The following is a 17,744-nucleotide window of genomic DNA, read 5'->3' as shown; positions in this document are numbered from 1 at the left end:
TTAAAAACTCAGGTTGCTAAAACGACAAAGGTGCCTAACAGCACCTTTGACAGCCAACACTAACTTAGTAGAGTTTTACGCGACGTGCGTTTTCACGAGACAGCTTTTTCATGTGACGCTTTTTCGCTGCAGCTTTCTTGCGCTTGCGTTCCCAAGTCGGCTTTTCGAAATATTCACGACGACGGACTTCAGATAGAACACCGGCTTTTTCACAAGAACGCTTGAAACGACGAAGTGCAACGTCGAAAGGCTCGTTTTCTCTAACTTTAACGATGGGCATTAAGTTCTCACCTCAAAATTTTTGATGTTGAACCGGGGCGAAATGTTGTACACAAAAGGGCACCCGGGTTAAAAATGGTGCGAAATTCTAATCATTCGCTTGTCAAATGTAAAGCCGCAATTGTCAAAAAATAAACAATTTATACTAAAAAACCGGCATGACCATTCCCACTACGGTGCAATAACGGTAAACTCAGCGCCTTCCCACTATCAATGAAACAACCGGATCTTAACACTATGCGAATACTGGGTATAGAGACCTCTTGCGATGAAACCGGCGTTGCGGTCTACGATGATGCCAGCGGATTGCTGTCGCACGAGCTCTACTCACAGGTAAAACTACATGCCGATTATGGCGGCGTGGTGCCAGAGCTGGCTTCCCGCGATCATGTCCGAAAAATTATTCCTTTGATTAATAAAGCATTGGCCGACGCTAACACCACCAAAAACGAGCTGGACGGCATCGCTTTTACACAAGGACCGGGGTTGGTGGGCGCGCTGTTAGTGGGTTCGTCGGTGGCGCGATCGTTGTCTTATGCCTGGAATTTGCCAGCGGTAGGCGTACATCACATGGAAGGCCACTTGCTGGCGCCTATGCTTGAAGACAATCCCCCGGCGTTTCCTTTTGTGGCGTTGCTGGTTTCAGGCGGACATTCAATGCTGGTGAAGGTGGCAGGCATTGGTCAGTACGAGGTGCTGGGCGAGTCTATTGATGATGCCGCTGGCGAAGCATTTGATAAAACTGCCAAGCTGTTAGGGCTCGATTACCCTGGCGGACCATTGTTGGCGAAAATGGCTGAGCAAGGCGAACCAGGCCATTATAAATTTCCCCGCCCGATGACCGACCGTCCGGGTCTGGATTTCAGCTTTAGTGGGCTCAAAACTTTTGCGGCCAATACAATTCGCGCCAGCGACAATCAACCTCAGACCCAGGCTAATATTGCTTACGCTTTTGAAGAAGCGGTGGTCGATACCTTAATGATAAAATGCCGTCGGGCACTAAAGCACACTGGTCTGAAGCGGCTGGTTATTGCGGGCGGTGTAAGTGCGAATACCCGTTTGCGGACAAAAACGGCTGCGATGATGTCTGACTTACGCGGAGAAGTATTTTACCCTAGTCTTGCATTTTGTACCGATAATGGCGCCATGATCGCCTATGCAGGCATGCAGCGTTTGAAGGCAGGGCAGTTTACCGAACTCTCAGCCTCGGCCAAACCGCGCTGGGCACTAGACAGCCTACCCGCGGTTTAGCCCATATATACAGCGAATAAGCTGAAGACACTCGTATTAACCGGGGCGGCGTGTATGCTGATGTTTTATACAATACCGCGTGAACGAAAGGATGCTAAGTAATGGTGCGTATACTCATGTTGTTGGTAGGTTTGAGTTACGGATTAAGCAACGTTGTCCTGGCAGCGCCAGAACAACATGTGGTGCTTATTTCACTAGATGGCTTTCGCCACGATTATATCGAAAAACATGACGCTAACGCTCTTGGGCGTATTGCCAAAAATGGGGTGCGCGCTGAACGTATGACCCCGGTCTTTCCTGCCAATACGTTTCCTAATCATTTATCGTTGGTAACCGGTCTGGTGCCAGCTAATCATGGCATAGTTAATAATGCTTTTTTAGATAAACAGCGACTTACCGACAAGGGGTATGCGCGCTACCATATGGGCAAAGGCTACAAAGACAGCAGCTGGTTGTCGGGTATTCCGTTATGGACTCTGGTAGAGCTTAATGGCCGCAAAGCCGCCAGCTATTTTTGGCCAGAGTCTGACGCACGATTTTTTGGAATGATTCCCACCTATCATTATCATTATTCCAAACACGCCAGTTACCAACAGCGCATTGATCAGATTATCGATTGGTTAAAGTTGCCTGAGCCTGCCCGACCTCAATTTGTGGCGGGATACTTTTCTTTGGTCGATACCACCAGCCATGATTTTGGTCCTGATAGCCCCCAAACTTATCAGGCAGTTCAGACAATGGATGCGCTTATGGGGCAATTGTATGACCGGCTACAACAATTGCCGATTGCAGTAAATTTGGTGGTGGTTTCAGACCATGGCATGCTGAACGTAAGCAACAGCAATAATATTCTGGTCCCCGAGCTAAAGATTAACAGTGAAGATTTTGAACTGGTAAACGAAGGCGCTCAACTGCATATTTACGCCCGGCCACATACCTCGAAAACGGCTATCACCACTTTGCACCAGCGGTTAACTGAGCAAAACAAAACGGGCGTAATTGTGCTGGATTCAAAACTACGCAATCGCTACGCGATGAGTAATAAGACGCGTGGCGGCGACATTTTACTACAGGCTAAGGCCGGGCATCGGTTTGTTGATAATGCCAATAAAAAAGTTAGCCCGGGTGGGCATGGGTATTTACCCGAACATAAAGATATGGGTGCGCTGTTTGTGGCAAGTGGTCCGGCATTTAAAACCAACTATCAATTAAAGACGATTCAAAATATAGATGTCTACCCTGCATTGGCTCACATATTAGGCCTCAATATTTTACAGCCTGTAGATGGCAACGCCGATGCGCTTAATGAAAGTCTGACAATTCCGCTTAAAACCCAGCAGTAACTTGACTGGGCGAGCGCTTAGTTACTATTTTTAAGTTTACCGCGCTTGTCCCACACCCGGGGTTCCTGGCCAGAAAATAAACGCAGAATATTGGCCTTGTGGCGCACTATAATTAATAGCGCCAGCATGGCAACGGGGAGGGTGTAATCAGGCTTTATAAAATAGGTGTAAAAGGGCGCCAGAATCACTGCAATAATAGCGGCCAGCGACGAATAGCCCCACACAAATAAGGCTGCCAGCCAGCTGAGTATAGTCAGTCCCGCCAGCTCAGGGCCTACCGGCAACATAGCGCCAAACGCAGTGGCCACCGCTTTGCCGCCTTTAAACCCAAAATACAGTGGAAATATATGGCCAAGGCAGGCGGCAATAGCAACAAATCCTAACGCCACTGGCTCAAGACCCAGCCAGTAGCTGCAATACACCGGTACTGTGCCTTTTAGAATATCCATAACCAGCACCAATAGTGCGGGTATACGTCCGCCCAGACGGTAAACATTAGTGGTACCCGGGTTTTTTGAGCCGGCGGTGCGGGGATCGGCCAGCCCATAGAGCTTGCATATCACCACCGCGCTTGACAACGAGCCACACAAATACGCCACGCCAGTCATTAAAATTATTATGGGGATCATGTCATACTGTTAAGGTTCAGGTTACACTTGCCTCACACTACTAAAAAGTATACAAATGCGCCAGTAATTCGGTTGGCAAGTATCGTAATGCGACCATTTTGTTTTAGGGCTCACAGCATCATATGGAAGAAATCACAATATCTGGTTTGAAGGTCAGTAGTTTAATTGGCGTTTACGACTGGGAGCGCACGCAGCAAACCACACTGCTGGTTGATGTCAGTATTAAAGCCGATCTTAGCCAGGCGCGACGTAGTGACAACGTTACAGATACTATCGACTATGCCAGGCTGGCTGAATTTGTTCAGCAGCATGCTACCCGGGCAACCTTCGAATTGCTTGAGGCGTTAGGTCATAGTTTGTGTCATGCAATTTTAAATGCATTTGCCGTGCAGGAGGTCACATTGGCGATTACCAAACCCAATATTCTGGCAGACGCTCAGGCGGTAACTGTAGTTATTTCCGCTTCGCGCTAATGGCACATAATAAAATTCTTATCAGTGTTGGCTCAAACATTGATAGAGAAAAACACACCCGGACAGGCTTACTGTCACTAAAATGTCATTTTGCTAATCTAAGTTGTTCTTCAGTATACGAAAGTGAAGCAATTGGCTTTGACGGTTCCGCATTTTATAACTGGGTAGCGCTGGCTTATACCGACATTTCGGTGGCGCAAGTTAGCGACACCCTTAAACAAATAGAACGCGAGCACGGACGCACCCATACCGAAAAAAAGCGGTGTTCGCGCACTCTGGATCTCGATCTTTTGACTTATAACCAACTTGTATGCAGCGAACCCGTACTGCTGCCCAGAGCAGAAATTCTTTACAGTGCTTTTGTATTGAAACCTTTAGCAGAGTTACAGCCAGAGGAAGTACATCCTGTAACAGGTCAGTCTTATCGCCAACTATGGCAACAATTTAATGACACAGGTCAGCATTTATGGCCTGCAAACTTCACGTGGAGAGAAGTATAAGCGATGACGCTTTTTGAAATTATTATTCTGGCGATTGTTCAGGGCATTACCGAATTTTTACCCATAAGCAGTTCAGCTCATTTAATTTTACCCGCCGAACTTTTGGGATGGGTTAGTCAAGGGCTGGCATTTGATGTAGCGGTGCATGTGGGCAGTTTATTGGCCGTTATTATTTATTTTCGACATGATATTAGCAATATGGTGCAGGCATGGTTTCGCCATGGTTTTTCATCCAGGCAGACGCAAGACAGCAAGGTGGCCTGGTTTGTCGCCATAGGGACGATTCCGGCGGTGATTGCCGGTTTTATGTTTAAAGACTGGATTGAACTGTATGCGCGCTCGGCCTTGGTGATTGCCTGTACCACTATTGTTTTTGGCTTATTACTTTGGTACGCCGATCGGGCGGCCCGCCATCGCAAAACCCTGACCGCATTATCAATCAAAGACACGATTATTATTGGTTTAGCTCAGGCCATGGCGTTAATACCCGGAACCTCACGCTCTGGCATTACGATGACCGCAGCATTGATGCTGGGTTTTGATCGAGAAAGCGCGGCTCGTTTTTCCTTTTTATTATCGATTCCGGTAATTCTTGGCGCCGGGACATTAGCCACTATTGAGCTTATTGCGTCGGGCCAGGCTGTCGATTGGTTAGCGTTGCTGTATGGGGCGGGCTTTTCTTTTGTTAGTGCATATTTGTGTATCTATTTGTTCCTGAGCTTTATATCCCGAATTGGCATGCTGCCATTTGTACTTTACCGGCTGGCATTGGGCTCAGTGCTGTTGTGGTTCGTATTTGCCTGATACAGTATAAATTCTTGTTTATTCATTTTGCAAAAGGAGCTTAGCTGTGTCTGAGACCATTTTTACCAAAATTATCAATGGCGAAATTTCTGCTGATATTGTGTATGAAGACGAATTATGTCTGGCGTTTAACGACATCAATCCGCAGGCGCCGGTACATTTTCTGGTGATTCCCAAAAAGCCGGTTGCGACCATCAACGATATCACCGAGGCTGATCGGGAAGTGGTAGGGCATTTGACTTTTGTGGCAGCCAAAGTCGCTAAGGAAATGGGTATTGACCATGAAGGTTACCGGACGGTAATGAACTGTAACGAATTTGGCGGACAAAGTGTCTATCACATTCATCTGCATGTTTTAGGTGGCAAACTGCTAGGCTGGCCGCCCTACACCGACAAGCCAAAAAACTTAGAATAAGTGTTATGAAACACAATGCAGCGGTGGACTGAAGGCGTTTTTTATCAGGCCTACCAGACATAAACCAATGCCAATATAACTCAGGTTGCGTTGTGTTTTTCGGCGAGCGGGCACAGATAAACCGGCCCGGGATAAACAATGGTAGCGGTAAACTTTTACCAGTAATGAGTTTGCCGAGGCCTTTTCAGGCAAAACAGCCACAAGACCACCGCAAACTTTATCAGTATCCCATCACTCTATTTGCAACATGCCATATTAACGTTGCAAAGCAAACGGGGGCAAAACGCTACAATCACATCTCCAGCAGACGTTTGGCTGTGTACTCGTTAGTAATTAATCCGGTTATTAATCCAGATTTCATCGCCGCATAAATTGGCGTCACCTTGTCTTCTCCAGCGGCAATACCTATCACGGGTTTGGGTGAAAACTCAGCAATAGCTACGCTGGTAACGTGTTGATTGAGACTGCAATCGATAATGTTTCCGTTGTGATCATAGACCCAGCTGATGATTTCTCCGGCCGCGCCTTGCTGATGCAAAGAAACAAGCTCTTCATCTTCTACAAAACCATCATCATGGAGCGGAGAAACGATACCCAGGTTACCAATGCCGACAAACGCGATATCTGCTTGCTGTGCAAGTTGCTGTACTATTTTAACATGAGGAAGAGAATGCAATTGTTGCTTATTAGCCTTTGAAACTGCCACTACAGGCAAGGGCATGGGGTAGTGTTCAGCACCTATTCTTTCTGCAATATGCACCGCCACATCGTACCGGCTTGCTGCCCCGTTGCGGGCAATATTTCCTACCATAGATACTATTTTGTGTTGCGGGTAGTGCATGGTCGCTATTTCATCAGCACAGGCACGCAATACACGTCCAGTACCCAGCGCTATTATCTTTGGTTCGGTTTGTCTAAGGTGACGTTCAATCTCAGCAGCGCCTGCCTGCGCTAAGCCTGCGGTTGAGGAGGCGCTATTGTCATCACTGGGAACAACTTCACAATGATTAAGGCCAAAGGTTTTCTGTAATGCTTCAGCCAATGCCATACATTGCCTGATAGGGTGTTCAACCCGTACTTTAATTAAGCCTGACGATATTGCCAGGGCCACCAGTCTTTGGGCAGATTGGCGAGAGGTACTGAGTTGTTTTGCTATTTCGTCCTGCGTTTTTCCAGCAACATAATACAGCCAGCCTGCGCGGGCGGCATCTTCTAGTTTTCGTTGCTCATTAACCGGTAAACCTGACATAAACGGATTCCATCTATATTGAAATAATTCTGAAAAAACTCACGATGAACTGTTTCCAGTCTTTCTTTGCTTACAATCCTGAGCCTGAAAGGGCGCTTTTGTCAGGATTATAATGTTACTGTCTATGCCCATCAAGATGGCATTGAAGTTAAGGTAATGCTTTGCTTTTTAAGAATAAATTAATACTATCCACTCTTTTTTCGGCGTTGTTATAACTTACTTTTCAAAGCTGGCTTTAGCCTTTATCTTTGATAAAAAACAGCGGGTGTCTTCACGTTTGCTGGTGCTTTGATTCGCCCCCGCACACCGGCTGCTATTCAAGGCAACACAGTCTAATGCCTTTTTAAATTCAGAGATAGACTTGCTACTTCAAGAGGGCATCCCTAGGCAAGCGTACAGAAAAGGCGAACACGTTAATTCGTAGCCATATCCATTCAATTATAGCCTCGACGTATCGGTTGCATTGCGACCCCGGCGAAAGGTATTTTTAGCCTGTTAAATACCCCGCCAGGCTCAATACCGTGTTTTTAGTCAGTGCAACCGGTCTGGTGTGCGCGAATGACTTTGAGCAAACTGGGCCTAATCAGATGTTCAAACCTTATTCCAGCACACACTATAAGAACAAGGGGAATTAAGAGTCTGCCGTTTTTGAAATAGACGACACCGAGGCAGTTGTTCTTGCAATAGATTCGTTGCAAACCGCGTTGCCGATGCTATCAAAATAATGCACCTGATTAGGAATGGGCGATACGTAAACCTCGTCACCATACTCATAAGGGCAATTGCCATCTGCGCGTACGGTAAGTTTCACTCCCGGTATATCTACATGCAAAAACGTATCCGATCCTAAATGCTCAAGCACACCTACTTTGCCTTTCCAGGTTCCGGCGGTATCAGATAATACCAGGTGCTCTGGTCGAACGCCCATACAGGTAACAGGCTGACCTTCAACGGTTTCTTCAATATCGATAAAGTTCATTTTGGGCGACCCGATAAAGCCTGCCACAAACTTGTTCACCGGATGGCGATACAAAGCCATCGGCGAGCCGACCTGCTCAATATTGCCGGCATTAAATACCACAATTTTGTCGGCCATGGTCATCGCTTCCACCTGATCGTGGGTAACATAAATCATGGTGGTTTTTAAATCTTTGTGCAGCTGAGAAATTTCCAGGCGCATATTTACCCGCAAGGCCGCATCCAGGTTTGATAACGGCTCATCGAACAAAAATGCCGAAGGTTCTCGAACAATTGCGCGTCCGATGGCTACACGCTGACGTTGGCCCCCGGACAATTGTCCCGGACGGCGATCCAGATAAGCTGCCAAGTTCAGGGTTTCAGCCACTTTTTCTACTTTGTCTTTTATTAACGCCGCATCCATTTTGGTGCGCTTAAGCGGAAAAGCAATATTATTGCGTACACTCATATGCGGATACAATGCATAAGACTGAAACACCATCGCCAGTCCGCGTTTGGCGGGCGGGGTTTCGGTGGCATCCTGACCATCAATCTCTATCTTGCCACTACTGACATCTTCAAGACCGGCTATCATTCGAAGCATGGTCGATTTTCCACAGCCAGAGGGCCCGACAAAAACCACAAACTCGCCATTTTCAATGCTTAAGTCCAATGGCTGAATGACTTCATGGCCATCAAAATTTTTAGTAACTTGTTTTAAAGTAATGTTTCCCATAACAAATCCTTATTTCACCGCGCCAAAGGTTAAACCACGTACCAGTTGTTTCTGGCTAAACCAACCGATGATTAAAATAGGAGCAATTGCCAGCGTAGAAGCGGCAGAGAGTTTTGCGTAGAACAGACCTTCAGGGCTAGAGTAACTGGCAATAAATGCTGTTAGCGGAGCGGCTTTTGCCGCGGTCAGAATCAACGTCCAGAAAGCTTCGTTCCATGCCAGAATGATGTTGAGTAACAGCGTTGACGCGATACCCGGTAATGCGATAGGCAGCAGCACATGTACAATCTCAGAGCCAATGCTGGCCCCATCCATTCGCGCAGCTTCTAATACTTCTGAGGGTATTTCGCGAAAATAGGTATACAACATCCAAATCATGATAGGCAGGTTAATGAGCGTCATAACAATAACCAGGCCTAACTTCGTGTCGAGCAGGTCAAAATCCCGAAAAAGCAGGTAGATGGGAATCAGTACGCCGACAGGGGGAAGCATTTTTGTCGACAGCATCCACATTAGCACGTCTTTGGTGTGCTTATTGGGAACAAATGCCATTGCCCATGCCGCTGGTATAGCGATTAGTAGTCCCACTACGCTGGAGCCTAGTGAAATTACAATCGAGTTCCAGAAGTGCGAAAAGTAACGGCTTTCATTTAAAATGGTCTTGTAATTTTCAAGCGTCCAGTCGAAGAACAGAAACGATGGGTCATTTGCCACTGCTTCTAATTCGGTTTTGAAGCTGGTCAGTATGGTCCACAAGATAGGAAAAAAGATTGCGATACCTACTGTCCAGGCCAGTAATGAATAAAGTACTTTTTGGCGTAATAATTGCGCTTGTCTCATGGGTTACTTCTCCAGGTTTTTGCCAATCATTCGCATTAAAAAGATGGCAACGATGTTCGCCAGAATTACGGCAATAATTCCACCTGCAGAACCTGCACCCACATCAAAATCGAGCAACGACTGTGAATAGATAAGATACGTAATGTTGGTAGACGCGTAGCCTGGCCCGCCGTTAGTGGTTACCAGAATTTCAGCAAAAACAGACAATAAGAAAATGGTTTCAATTAATATTACTGCGGTAATCGCCCGAGACAAATGTGGTACCACAATAAGAAAGAAACGGGCCATTGGACCTGCACCATCAAGTTCAGCCGCTTCAAGTTGTTCCTGGTCTAACGACTGGATGGCCGTTAACAGGATAAGCGCCGCAAAGGGAAGCCACTGCCACGATACAATCAGAATAATGGACGCTAAAGGAGCTTGCGAAAGAAAGTCGTAAGCTTCAAAACCAAAGAACGTGAATAAATGAGCAAACAACCCATTTACCGGGTTCATAAACATGTTTTTCCATACCAGCGCAGAAACCGTTGGCATAACAAAAAACGGGGCCAGCACTAAAATACGAACAATATTGCGTCCTACAATAGCCTGGTCGAGTAGTACGGCTATAGCAGTCCCGCCGATAATGGTTATGGCCAATACACCACAAACCAGTAGCAAAGTATTATAAAACGATTCCAGAAATGCAGGGTCGGTTAAAAAGTACTCATAGTTTAACCAGCCGATAAACTCCTGCATGCCAGGCATAAGCAGGTTGTAGTTTAGAAATGAATAATAGATGGTCATGGCTAACGGCACGATCATCCAGATAAACAGCAGTACCACTGCCGGACTGACCATGGCGCGGCCGAGGAACCGGGAACTGGTTGTTGCCATAGAAATACTCCTGATAAAACCTGTTACGACAAAGTCAGACCAGCCGGTGATAGTGCCGGCTGGTTTCTTCATCAGTCTTTTGGATACCCTGCTTTACGCATGGTTCTTTGTGCCAAACGCTGCGCCGTTTTCAAAGCTTGCTCTGGGCTAACGTTGCCAGCTACTGCCGCCGAAAACTGTTGGCCTACTGCGGTGCCTAATCCCTGGAACTCTGGAATTGCCACAAACTGCACGCCCACGTAAGGGACAGGTTTAACCGTGGGATTGTTAGGGTCTGCCAACTTAATAGATTCTAAGGTGATTTGAGCAAAAGGCGCTGCTTCAAGATATTCTTTGTTTTCATACAAAGACGCGCGCGTGCCCGGCGGCACGTTTGCCAGACCTTTTTCTTTTGCAACTAAAGCCAGATAATCTTTAGACGTGGCCCAGCTAACAAACTTTTCAGCTGCGGGTTTGCTATCGGTGCTGCTAGGAATGGCAAGGTTCCACGCCCACAACCAGTTCGCCCGTTTTTCCATACCCGCGTCAGGAGCCAACGCAAACCCCACTTTGTCAGCCACAGACGACTCTTTAGAGTTAGTGACAAACGAGCCGGCTACAGTGGCATCAATCCACATACCGCACTTACCTGTTTGGAACAGTGCCAGGTTTTCGTTAAAACCGTTTGAAGACGCGCCAGGAGGGCCGTAGCTTTGCATCAGGTCAGTATAAACTTCTAAGGTTTTCTTCCATTCAGGTGTATCGAACTGGGGTTCCCACTGCTCGTCAAACCAGCGCGCACCGAAAGAGTTTGCCATTACCGTAAGCAATGCGACGTTTTCCCCCCAACCCGCCTTGCCGCGTAAACAAATGCCGTAGACACCTTCATCTTTATTGGTCATAGCCTTGGCAGCTTTGCGGATGAAGTCCCAGCTCGGCTCTTTAGGCATCTCTAAGCCGGCTTTTTCAATCAGGTCGGTGCGGTAAATAACCATCGAACTTTCAGCATAAAAGGGCACCGCGTACAACTTATCTTCGTACGATAAACCACCACGAATAGAAGGCAGAATATCGTCTACATCGTAGTCAGCCCCCAAGTTATTCAACGGTTCAAGCCAGCCCTGCTTAGCCCAGATAGGCACTTCATATGTACCAATAGTAACAACATCGTACTGACCACTTCCTGTGGCAATATCAGTCGTCACACGCTGACGTAAAATATTTTCTTCCAGTGTTACCCATTCCAGTTCAATGTCCGGGTTAGCATCGGTGAACGCTTTACTTAAACTTTTCATTGTAACCATATCGCCATTATTTACGGTGGCGATGGTGACGGTTTCGGCCGCTGCCGGCATGCTTATTAGCAAGGCAGAACAAATGCTGGTGGCAAGTCGTTTAATCATTTTTCTTTTCCTTATTTTGTGTAGCCCTATTAAAAACAGGGCGTTATTTGTAGGTAGAGCGATTTCAGGGATTAGAAATTTAAACTTAGCTGTAAACCAACGATTAATGCGTTATCAGCATCCTCGTCCCCGTATGGGTTAATAACATACTGCAAGCTAGGCATAACGGCGATGGCCGGCGTGATGACATAATTGTAGTTCAGTTCGATAGGATATTCGTGATCTCTGACGGTGACACTTTCGCCTTCAAAATTAGCATTGTATAAACGCTGAGCGTCGGTTAAGTCGCTGCTAACACTGTTGCGGCCAATAGCTAAACCCGCGCGGTCATGGGGGCGACTGGCAAAAGGACCATTAATGAAGCCTCCAATGGCCAGTACTTCGCCCACTGAACTCACATCATTGTCTGAGCGAATCATACTGGCAAATAAGCGTAAACCACCGCCGGCAGCATTGCGGGTTACCTGCTGTTCCAGATTGATGTAAAACGCGTTGTCGGTATCCTGATTCATTACAGCATCGTCGGTCAGGCCTACAGGATAACCGGCTTTGTTCACAAGTCTGTCTTTGTCCAGACTGCTGCGCACAATACCTACCCGGTAATCACCATCCAGACCGTTGTCATACTGTACTTTGTATTCAATTTCGCCCACGGCGGTGGTCCCGCTGGTTTCACCAGAAGTACCGAACTTCAGGCCTTGGTTAAGCGAAGTTGATTCAGGATTTGCATCATAAGCACCGGCTTTAAATAACAGGTTATCACCGACTTTATAGGTAACTTGTGCACCCAATGCACTTAGCGGATCGCCATACCAGCTACTGCTGATGTAGTTGGACGAACCGCCGCTACAAAAGGTCAGATGCTGGAACGCACAGCTCATTGCAAAAAAGTCAGCGCTGGGGTAAATACGCCCCACTTTAATGCTTAATTGATCATCAAAAAGATGCTGGGTAAGTGAAAATTGTGTTAGCCGGGTGACATTGCCCCGCCCAAAAATTTGCTGTGATTGAAGCAGAAACGGCATATTTGCTTTGTTGTTAATAAGCTCGCCATTACGGTTAGTCACCTCAATTTTTAACTCAGCGCCAGGCCAGCTTACCAACTTTTCCAGGTCAAAATAGCCTCCCACAAAGAACTGATCGGCGTAGGCAACTTCTGAGCTTTGACCGCCTTCAATGTTGTAAGCGGTTTGGCTGAAGTGCCCCAAACGAATATTCACACCCTTTTCTGCCAGCTCTGCACGCTTGCCGCCCCAGTCACCCGTGATATAGCTATCAGCATTAAAATCGGCAGCCTGACTGCTAAATGAAGCCATTAACGCTAAAGCGACCGAAGAAGCCAATAGGTACTTCTTCTTTTTGACAGAGTGCTTCATCGCGATAGAAGGTGATGTCGCGTGGTCTTGTGAAAGGTTTTGCATGAATTCGATCCTCTACGTTCTATTGATTGTCGTTCCATTTAGCGTATTTCTTTTCTAATTCAGCGTGGCGAATTACGGATAGAACTTTGAAATACACATCTTGAGCATATGATCACTGTGCGGGCATATTCCCTCAAATGTTAAAACTATGTCAACAGTAATTTTTTATATATTTTAAAAATGTTGCATAAGATCGCTGTGAAAGTTAACGCTGGCGGGGGATAGATGAATTTACAAACAGCCAAACTTTATTTGTTAATCTTTTGATTAAACAAAAAAGCGCGCTTTAAGCGGGGCGGCTTGTTATTTTAAAAGTGGGTGAGCAACAACTTGCGGGTTTTGCGGGGATTTTTTTTCACAAGAAAGTTTGTTGTCAATTTCAGGCCCATCTTGGGGGGCTGACAAAAGCTGATACGTAAAGCTGAGGGGGAAATTTAACAAAAGGGGCGCAGGCTAAAACACCAGGTTTGTCATTGCATTTTGGGAGGGTATAGCGTGTATTGTGGTACCAAAATGCAACATTGATAAGTACGGTTTGTTGCTAAAAATAGAGAAATAAAATCCAAAAAGGGGAGGCCGAAGCCTCCCCTTTTAAAGTCATCTTATTTTGCCGTTATGGGCTGGCAAATATCACCACTGTTTACAGGCCCAGTACCTCTTTACCCTGGGTAAAATGGATATCGACCGGAATACTGGCTTTTTCTAATTTTGCAAGATCTTTGGCAAGCGCCGGCTTAATTACGCCCATTTCCTCAACCAACTGATTCACGCCCTGATAATCACCGTCGCCCTGATAGGTTAGAATCAGTTGAGATAAAGCTTTTACCGCATCGCCCATTTTATCTATGTTAACCCGATATAACCCTTCTTCTGTTTTTTCAAATGCCCCTTTTTCAGCAAAAAAGTTAAATCGAATCATGTTAGCTTTGCCGTGGGCACTTGATGCCCCAAAACGTACCGAGCGGAAAATACCCGCCATAAATGTAACGTAGTAATCGTCTAAGGTGCCTTCAGTAATTTCACCTTTTTCAAGCAAGCTTTGAATCATGTACAAACCCAGAATGTCAGCCTTGCCTTCTTCTAACGCCGAAGCATGTTCTTTTAATGCATTACGCACGGTACCGTTGTCATTGATGGTGTTTTTAATGCCCAATCCGTGAGCCACTTCATGGAACATAGTATTGGCAAAAAACGCATCAAAAGTGATGTTTTCGCGCTGTTCTGCCACAATTAATTCGTCGGCAATAGGTTGAAGAATATGTTCAAACTTTGCTTTCATCGCGTTTTTAAGCTGCAGGCGTCGTGTGCCTTTTTCCAGCTGAACCTGCTCATCATTGGGCAAATTAATCGCAATGGTTTTACTGCCTGCATTTGAATGACCGGCGTAATAAATAACATCATATGCATTTAAGTCAGCATCAGACCCGGGCATTTCTGCTTTGTACTTATCGGCCACCGGCAGGCCTTTTTGAAGCTCGGGTAAAAACTGAGCAAACTTCGCCAGCTTATCGCTCCACTGTTTATCTTTAATTAACACATAAGACTCGAAGGCTGCGCGGTAACCAAATAGCTGATCTTCATAGGTTTCAATAGGCCCCAAAACTAATTCTACCGGATTTGTTTTCATGTCCATCCAGGCCATATCTGAAGCCAGATAATCGTCGTTTAATAAGGCTTCTGCGCGCAGGGTAAGATAGTTGGCAAAGCTTTTATCTTTTGCCAGTTCTGCAGCTTCACGTAATAAGTTTGATGCTTCGGTGAGTTCTTTTTTATACGCCTGTGAATAGGGCTGCGTGTATAACTTACCGTTTTCGTCACGGCGAACCAAAGAGTACAACCCTTTTTTATCTTCAAAAGAGGCTTTTTCAAACTCTTCTTTGGTCATGTCTTCAGGATAAAACTGAGCCCCGGCTGGCTTGCTGTCGTAGCCGGATAAAAAAGCCGCATCACCGTTTAATCGGTCCCATGGTCCATAGTTGATATTGGCAAAATGTTTTACCTCATCACGCGTCAGCGTATCAATAAAATCTGTTTTGCTTTCAGAAAATGCCTGTTTCCAGAACAAGTCGTCCATTATCTTTGACGCGGCAATCAGCTTTGAAATCATCTGCTTTTGTTGATCGCTTAAATGGCTCAAATCGGCATTAAGCTCAACCGGCTGGTATATAGACAAACGTTGCTCATCGACCAGTAGCGAGGTGTCAGCGTGCGCTTGTTCACTGTTTTGATTTTGTTGCGAGCTGTCTGAAGATGGGGCTTCAGAGCAGCCAGACAGAGCGAACAAAGCGGCTGTCATTGCCATGGTTAATTTTTTTAGGGTAAATTTACGCATGATTGTCTTCTTTTATTTTTTGGTTATAAACAAAGTGTCGCAAACGATGTGTCTATGTGTTCGCAACGCAGCGGGCAAATAGCATATAGAACGCTGCAGCTTTAGGCTATAGGCTGAGCAAATTGAATAACACAAGAAAAATAGACGGGTGAGGGTGCGTACCAGCCATTTCACTGATATATTTCAATAAGCTCCTGATCATTGACCAACCGGCCATATTAAGGGACTAATCGGTCAAAATTTACGATGTTAAGTCATCTCACAATTATCAGCCGCTGGCTTTTACTAACAATGAGAAAAATAGGTCTATGTCTACACAAAATGCACTGCTTACGATTCTGGTAGAAAAAATCAATAACGATACCTTGGTGTTACCCACTCTACCCGCGGTGGCGTTAAAAGTTCGTAAAGCAGCAGATGATCCTGATATTAACTTAAACGCCATGGGCGATGTTATTGGTCAGGACCCCTCGTTAACAGCACGCATTATAAAAATTTCAAACAGTGCGTACCTGGGTCGAGCGGTTAAAGTTACGTCTATAAATCAGGCCGTAACCCGGGTAGGTCTGCATCAAATTAAGAACATTTCTACCGCACTGGCGATGGAACAACTGTTTGTGTCAAAAAACGACTTAGTCGGTCAGTACATGAATCGTGAATGGGACAAAACCATTGAAGTGGTCGCCAATGCGATGGCGGCGATGCAAATGTACGCAAAAGCGACCAAAAGGCGTGATTTAAGCCTGGACACCATTACTTTAAGCGCGCTGGTACACAATATTGGGGTTCTTCCCATATTAACCGAAGCTGAGCGTCACGAAGAAGTATTTGCGAATCCCGAATTTCTTGATGACGCGATTAAAAAGGTATCGGGCCGCATTGGCGGTAACATTATGAAAGTATGGGGTTTTGATAAAAGCTTAATTAACGTTGCTCGCTATTGGAACAATCTGGCTTACATCCCAGAAAAAATAAGTTACGTCGATTTTGTTCGTATTGGGGCGGCCTTGGCCGGACGCATGGATACGCAAAAAGAGGCGGTGATTAATCTGGCAATACAGCGCGGCGTACTAAAAAATGAAGCCGACTTAGAGTCCGAAGACTTTAAAGTAGCTCGTGACAGCGGCATGCAAATTTTTACTTAACGCACCAGCCTGAAACATCAAACCCCGCCTATTGCGGGGTTTGTTCAATTATTTGTTTAATTATCAGCCGCGGCAATTAAACATCGTCAGTGAGTTTAAGCGTAGTACGCATGTAATCTAAAAACTGACACAGCTCTGCCGACATCAGTGTAAATTCAGCATCAAGTCGGGCATGAACCTGGTCTTTAGGTATATCACCGGTTTCTTCTTTCACCCGGTCGGTAAACTTTATTCGTTTGAACGAACCATCTTCAGCAGCAACGGCACTTAAAGACTCCTGCCAGGCAAAGCCAATTTTTTGCACCAGTTTTCCAGAATTTAAATGAAGTTCGATTTCTTCGCTGTCCAACGGCTGATTTTTACAGCGAATAACACTTTCAAGATCGTCTGTCGATTTAAGCTCGGCTTCTTCTAATAGCTCAATACCATCAGGCGCACCATCGGTAAGCCAGTGGGTTAATTCACTTTGCAAACTACGACGAGCCATCGGTACTACCGGTAATGAGGTAATGGCTTTACGCACCATGGCCAAAAATGCTTCGGCCTTACCATCAGACGAACTGTCGATAATCACCATTTTATCTGGAATAGAGATAAACCCATGGGTATAGGTGTTTTTGGTAAAAGCCTGAGGTAATAAGCGGGTAATAATTTCCTGCTTTAAATCAGACTGAGCTTTTTTGCCCACCGCAGCGCCGGTTTCAGCTTCAATTTGAGCTACTTTTTCCGCCAGTTCGCTATTGATGACCGTGGCGGGCAGAATACGTTCCTGTTTTTTCAGTGTTATCCAGTAGCGCTGCTGTACCTGGTGAAACATCATTGTGCTTTCGCCAGCCGCAGACAGGGGCGGGACAAAACCCATGGTATTCAGATCCTGACTACCACAGGGACGAAAACTGAATTCACTTAGCGCATTTTGCAAATCATCTTCATCTAAAGATAAAGGTTGAGTAAGTTGGTAGGCTTTTATATTTTTAAACCACATTGCCAAATTCTTCGTTGTTCACTACGGGCGGCAAGCGTACCAATCACCGAGATTTGGCGCAACGAACTTTGGCTGAATTTGTCCAGAATATCAGGCTTGCTACGGCACACTCGATTCTGCTCTTTAT

17 protein-coding genes are annotated in these 17,744 nt (G+C 45.9%); 7 read left to right on the top strand and 10 right to left on the bottom strand.

The window, feature by feature from the left end; translation table 11 throughout:
* Positions 1–64: 64 nt before the first annotated feature.
* Positions 65–280, bottom strand: a complete 216-nt coding sequence (gene rpsU, locus JK130_RS00745; RefSeq protein WP_218352290.1) for a 30S ribosomal protein S21 — start codon at positions 278–280, stop codon at positions 65–67.
* A 236-nt stretch (positions 281–516) separates the two neighbouring features.
* Between rpsU and tsaD the strand changes: the two genes are divergently transcribed.
* Both tsaD and JK130_RS00735 read left to right on the top strand, forming a co-directional pair.
* Positions 517–1,530, top strand: coding sequence for a tRNA (adenosine(37)-N6)-threonylcarbamoyltransferase complex transferase subunit TsaD (gene tsaD, locus JK130_RS00740; RefSeq protein ID WP_218352289.1), 1,014 nt, complete (start codon positions 517–519; stop codon positions 1,528–1,530).
* A 101-nt stretch (positions 1,531–1,631) separates the two neighbouring features.
* Positions 1,632–2,873, top strand: coding sequence for an alkaline phosphatase family protein (locus JK130_RS00735; protein WP_218352288.1), 1,242 nt, complete (start codon positions 1,632–1,634; stop codon positions 2,871–2,873).
* Between the two features lie 17 nt (positions 2,874–2,890).
* Here the strand turns inward: JK130_RS00735 and plsY are convergent, their stop codons facing one another.
* A complete protein-coding gene (gene plsY, locus JK130_RS00730; protein WP_218352287.1) occupies positions 2,891–3,502 on the bottom strand; it encodes a glycerol-3-phosphate 1-O-acyltransferase PlsY in 612 nt (203 codons plus the stop codon).
* Positions 3,503–3,624: 122 nt separating this feature from the next.
* On the opposite strand from plsY, the gene folB reads away from it, so the two are divergent.
* Genes folB through JK130_RS00710 form a run of 4 tightly spaced genes read left to right on the top strand, consistent with a single transcriptional unit; the run spans position 3,625 to position 5,694 of the window.
* Positions 3,625–3,975 carry a dihydroneopterin aldolase gene (gene folB / locus JK130_RS00725; protein ID WP_218352286.1) on the top strand — a complete coding sequence of 117 codons (351 nt, stop codon included), beginning with the start codon at positions 3,625–3,627 and terminating at the stop codon, positions 3,973–3,975.
* Positions 3,975–4,475 (top strand): 2-amino-4-hydroxy-6-hydroxymethyldihydropteridine diphosphokinase, encoded by a 501-nt coding sequence (gene folK, locus JK130_RS00720; protein ID WP_218352285.1) that lies wholly within the window; start codon positions 3,975–3,977, stop codon positions 4,473–4,475. The genes folB and folK overlap by 1 nt, the downstream gene beginning before the upstream one ends.
* Before the next feature lie 3 nt (positions 4,476–4,478).
* Positions 4,479–5,279 (top strand): undecaprenyl-diphosphate phosphatase, encoded by an 801-nt coding sequence (locus JK130_RS00715; RefSeq protein ID WP_218352284.1) that lies wholly within the window; start codon positions 4,479–4,481, stop codon positions 5,277–5,279.
* 46 nt (positions 5,280–5,325) lie between these two features.
* Positions 5,326–5,694 (top strand): histidine triad nucleotide-binding protein, encoded by a 369-nt coding sequence (locus tag JK130_RS00710; protein ID WP_218352283.1) that lies wholly within the window; start codon positions 5,326–5,328, stop codon positions 5,692–5,694.
* Between the two features lie 292 nt (positions 5,695–5,986).
* Here the strand turns inward: JK130_RS00710 and JK130_RS00705 are convergent, their stop codons facing one another.
* The 7 genes from JK130_RS00705 to JK130_RS00675 form a co-directional block, all read right to left on the bottom strand.
* The gene (locus JK130_RS00705; RefSeq protein WP_218352282.1) at positions 5,987–6,943 is read right to left on the bottom strand and encodes a sugar-binding transcriptional regulator; all 957 of its coding nucleotides are present in this window, start codon (positions 6,941–6,943) and stop codon (positions 5,987–5,989) included.
* A gap of 631 nt (positions 6,944–7,574) precedes the next feature.
* A complete protein-coding gene (locus JK130_RS00700; RefSeq protein ID WP_218352281.1) occupies positions 7,575–8,636 on the bottom strand; it encodes an ABC transporter ATP-binding protein in 1,062 nt (353 codons plus the stop codon).
* 9 nt (positions 8,637–8,645) lie between these two features.
* Positions 8,646–9,476, bottom strand: a complete 831-nt coding sequence (locus JK130_RS00695; RefSeq protein WP_218352280.1) for a carbohydrate ABC transporter permease — start codon at positions 9,474–9,476, stop codon at positions 8,646–8,648.
* Between the two features lie 3 nt (positions 9,477–9,479).
* Positions 9,480–10,352, bottom strand: coding sequence for a carbohydrate ABC transporter permease (locus JK130_RS00690; protein WP_218352279.1), 873 nt, complete (start codon positions 10,350–10,352; stop codon positions 9,480–9,482).
* A 71-nt stretch (positions 10,353–10,423) separates the two neighbouring features.
* Positions 10,424–11,734: an ABC transporter substrate-binding protein gene (locus JK130_RS00685; protein ID WP_218352278.1), complete on the bottom strand. Its 1,311-nt coding sequence runs from the start codon at positions 11,732–11,734 to the stop codon at positions 10,424–10,426.
* Positions 11,735–11,805: 71 nt separating this feature from the next.
* Positions 11,806–13,155, bottom strand: a complete 1,350-nt coding sequence (locus JK130_RS00680; protein WP_218352277.1) for a carbohydrate porin — start codon at positions 13,153–13,155, stop codon at positions 11,806–11,808.
* A gap of 640 nt (positions 13,156–13,795) precedes the next feature.
* Complete coding sequence (locus JK130_RS00675) at positions 13,796–15,487, bottom strand: dipeptidyl-peptidase 3 family protein (protein WP_218352276.1); 1,692 nt, start codon at positions 15,485–15,487, stop codon at positions 13,796–13,798.
* A gap of 308 nt (positions 15,488–15,795) precedes the next feature.
* On the opposite strand from JK130_RS00675, the gene JK130_RS00670 reads away from it, so the two are divergent.
* Entirely contained in the window at positions 15,796–16,632 is an 837-nt protein-coding gene (locus JK130_RS00670; RefSeq protein ID WP_218352275.1) for an HDOD domain-containing protein, read from the top strand.
* A gap of 76 nt (positions 16,633–16,708) precedes the next feature.
* On the opposite strand, the gene rdgC is transcribed toward JK130_RS00670, so the two are convergent.
* Positions 16,709–17,617: a recombination-associated protein RdgC gene (gene rdgC / locus JK130_RS00665; RefSeq protein WP_218352274.1), complete on the bottom strand. Its 909-nt coding sequence runs from the start codon at positions 17,615–17,617 to the stop codon at positions 16,709–16,711.
* Positions 17,618–17,744 lie beyond the last annotated feature (127 nt).

This window comes from Alteromonas lipotrueiana (assembly GCF_019249245.1).
Taxonomy (GTDB): domain Bacteria; phylum Pseudomonadota; class Gammaproteobacteria; order Enterobacterales; family Alteromonadaceae; genus Alteromonas; species Alteromonas lipotrueiana.
Note: the sequence above shows the minus strand (reverse complement) of the source record. Positions and strands in the feature narration are given on the sequence as shown.

What these genes read in the sequence shown, in the direction of transcription:
- rpsU (WP_218352290.1), bottom strand. Translation starts at nt 280, where the DNA reads ATGCCCATCGTTAAAGTTAGAGAAAACGAGCCTTTCGACGTTGCACTT.
- tsaD (WP_218352289.1), top strand. Translation starts at nt 517, where the DNA reads ATGCGAATACTGGGTATAGAGACCTCTTGCGATGAAACCGGCGTTGCG.
- JK130_RS00735 (WP_218352288.1), top strand. Translation starts at nt 1,632, where the DNA reads ATGGTGCGTATACTCATGTTGTTGGTAGGTTTGAGTTACGGATTAAGC.
- plsY (WP_218352287.1), bottom strand. Translation starts at nt 3,502, where the DNA reads ATGATCCCCATAATAATTTTAATGACTGGCGTGGCGTATTTGTGTGGC.
- folB (WP_218352286.1), top strand. Translation starts at nt 3,625, where the DNA reads ATGGAAGAAATCACAATATCTGGTTTGAAGGTCAGTAGTTTAATTGGC.
- folK (WP_218352285.1), top strand. Translation starts at nt 3,975, where the DNA reads ATGGCACATAATAAAATTCTTATCAGTGTTGGCTCAAACATTGATAGA.
- JK130_RS00715 (WP_218352284.1), top strand. Translation starts at nt 4,479, where the DNA reads ATGACGCTTTTTGAAATTATTATTCTGGCGATTGTTCAGGGCATTACC.
- JK130_RS00705 (WP_218352282.1), bottom strand. Translation starts at nt 6,943, where the DNA reads ATGTCAGGTTTACCGGTTAATGAGCAACGAAAACTAGAAGATGCCGCC.
- JK130_RS00700 (WP_218352281.1), bottom strand. Translation starts at nt 8,636, where the DNA reads ATGGGAAACATTACTTTAAAACAAGTTACTAAAAATTTTGATGGCCAT.
- JK130_RS00695 (WP_218352280.1), bottom strand. Translation starts at nt 9,476, where the DNA reads ATGAGACAAGCGCAATTATTACGCCAAAAAGTACTTTATTCATTACTG.
- JK130_RS00690 (WP_218352279.1), bottom strand. Translation starts at nt 10,352, where the DNA reads ATGGCAACAACCAGTTCCCGGTTCCTCGGCCGCGCCATGGTCAGTCCG.
- JK130_RS00685 (WP_218352278.1), bottom strand. Translation starts at nt 11,734, where the DNA reads ATGATTAAACGACTTGCCACCAGCATTTGTTCTGCCTTGCTAATAAGC.
- JK130_RS00680 (WP_218352277.1), bottom strand. Translation starts at nt 13,155, where the DNA reads ATGCAAAACCTTTCACAAGACCACGCGACATCACCTTCTATCGCGATG.
- JK130_RS00675 (WP_218352276.1), bottom strand. Translation starts at nt 15,487, where the DNA reads ATGCGTAAATTTACCCTAAAAAAATTAACCATGGCAATGACAGCCGCT.
- JK130_RS00670 (WP_218352275.1), top strand. Translation starts at nt 15,796, where the DNA reads ATGTCTACACAAAATGCACTGCTTACGATTCTGGTAGAAAAAATCAAT.
- rdgC (WP_218352274.1), bottom strand. Translation starts at nt 17,617, where the DNA reads ATGTGGTTTAAAAATATAAAAGCCTACCAACTTACTCAACCTTTATCT.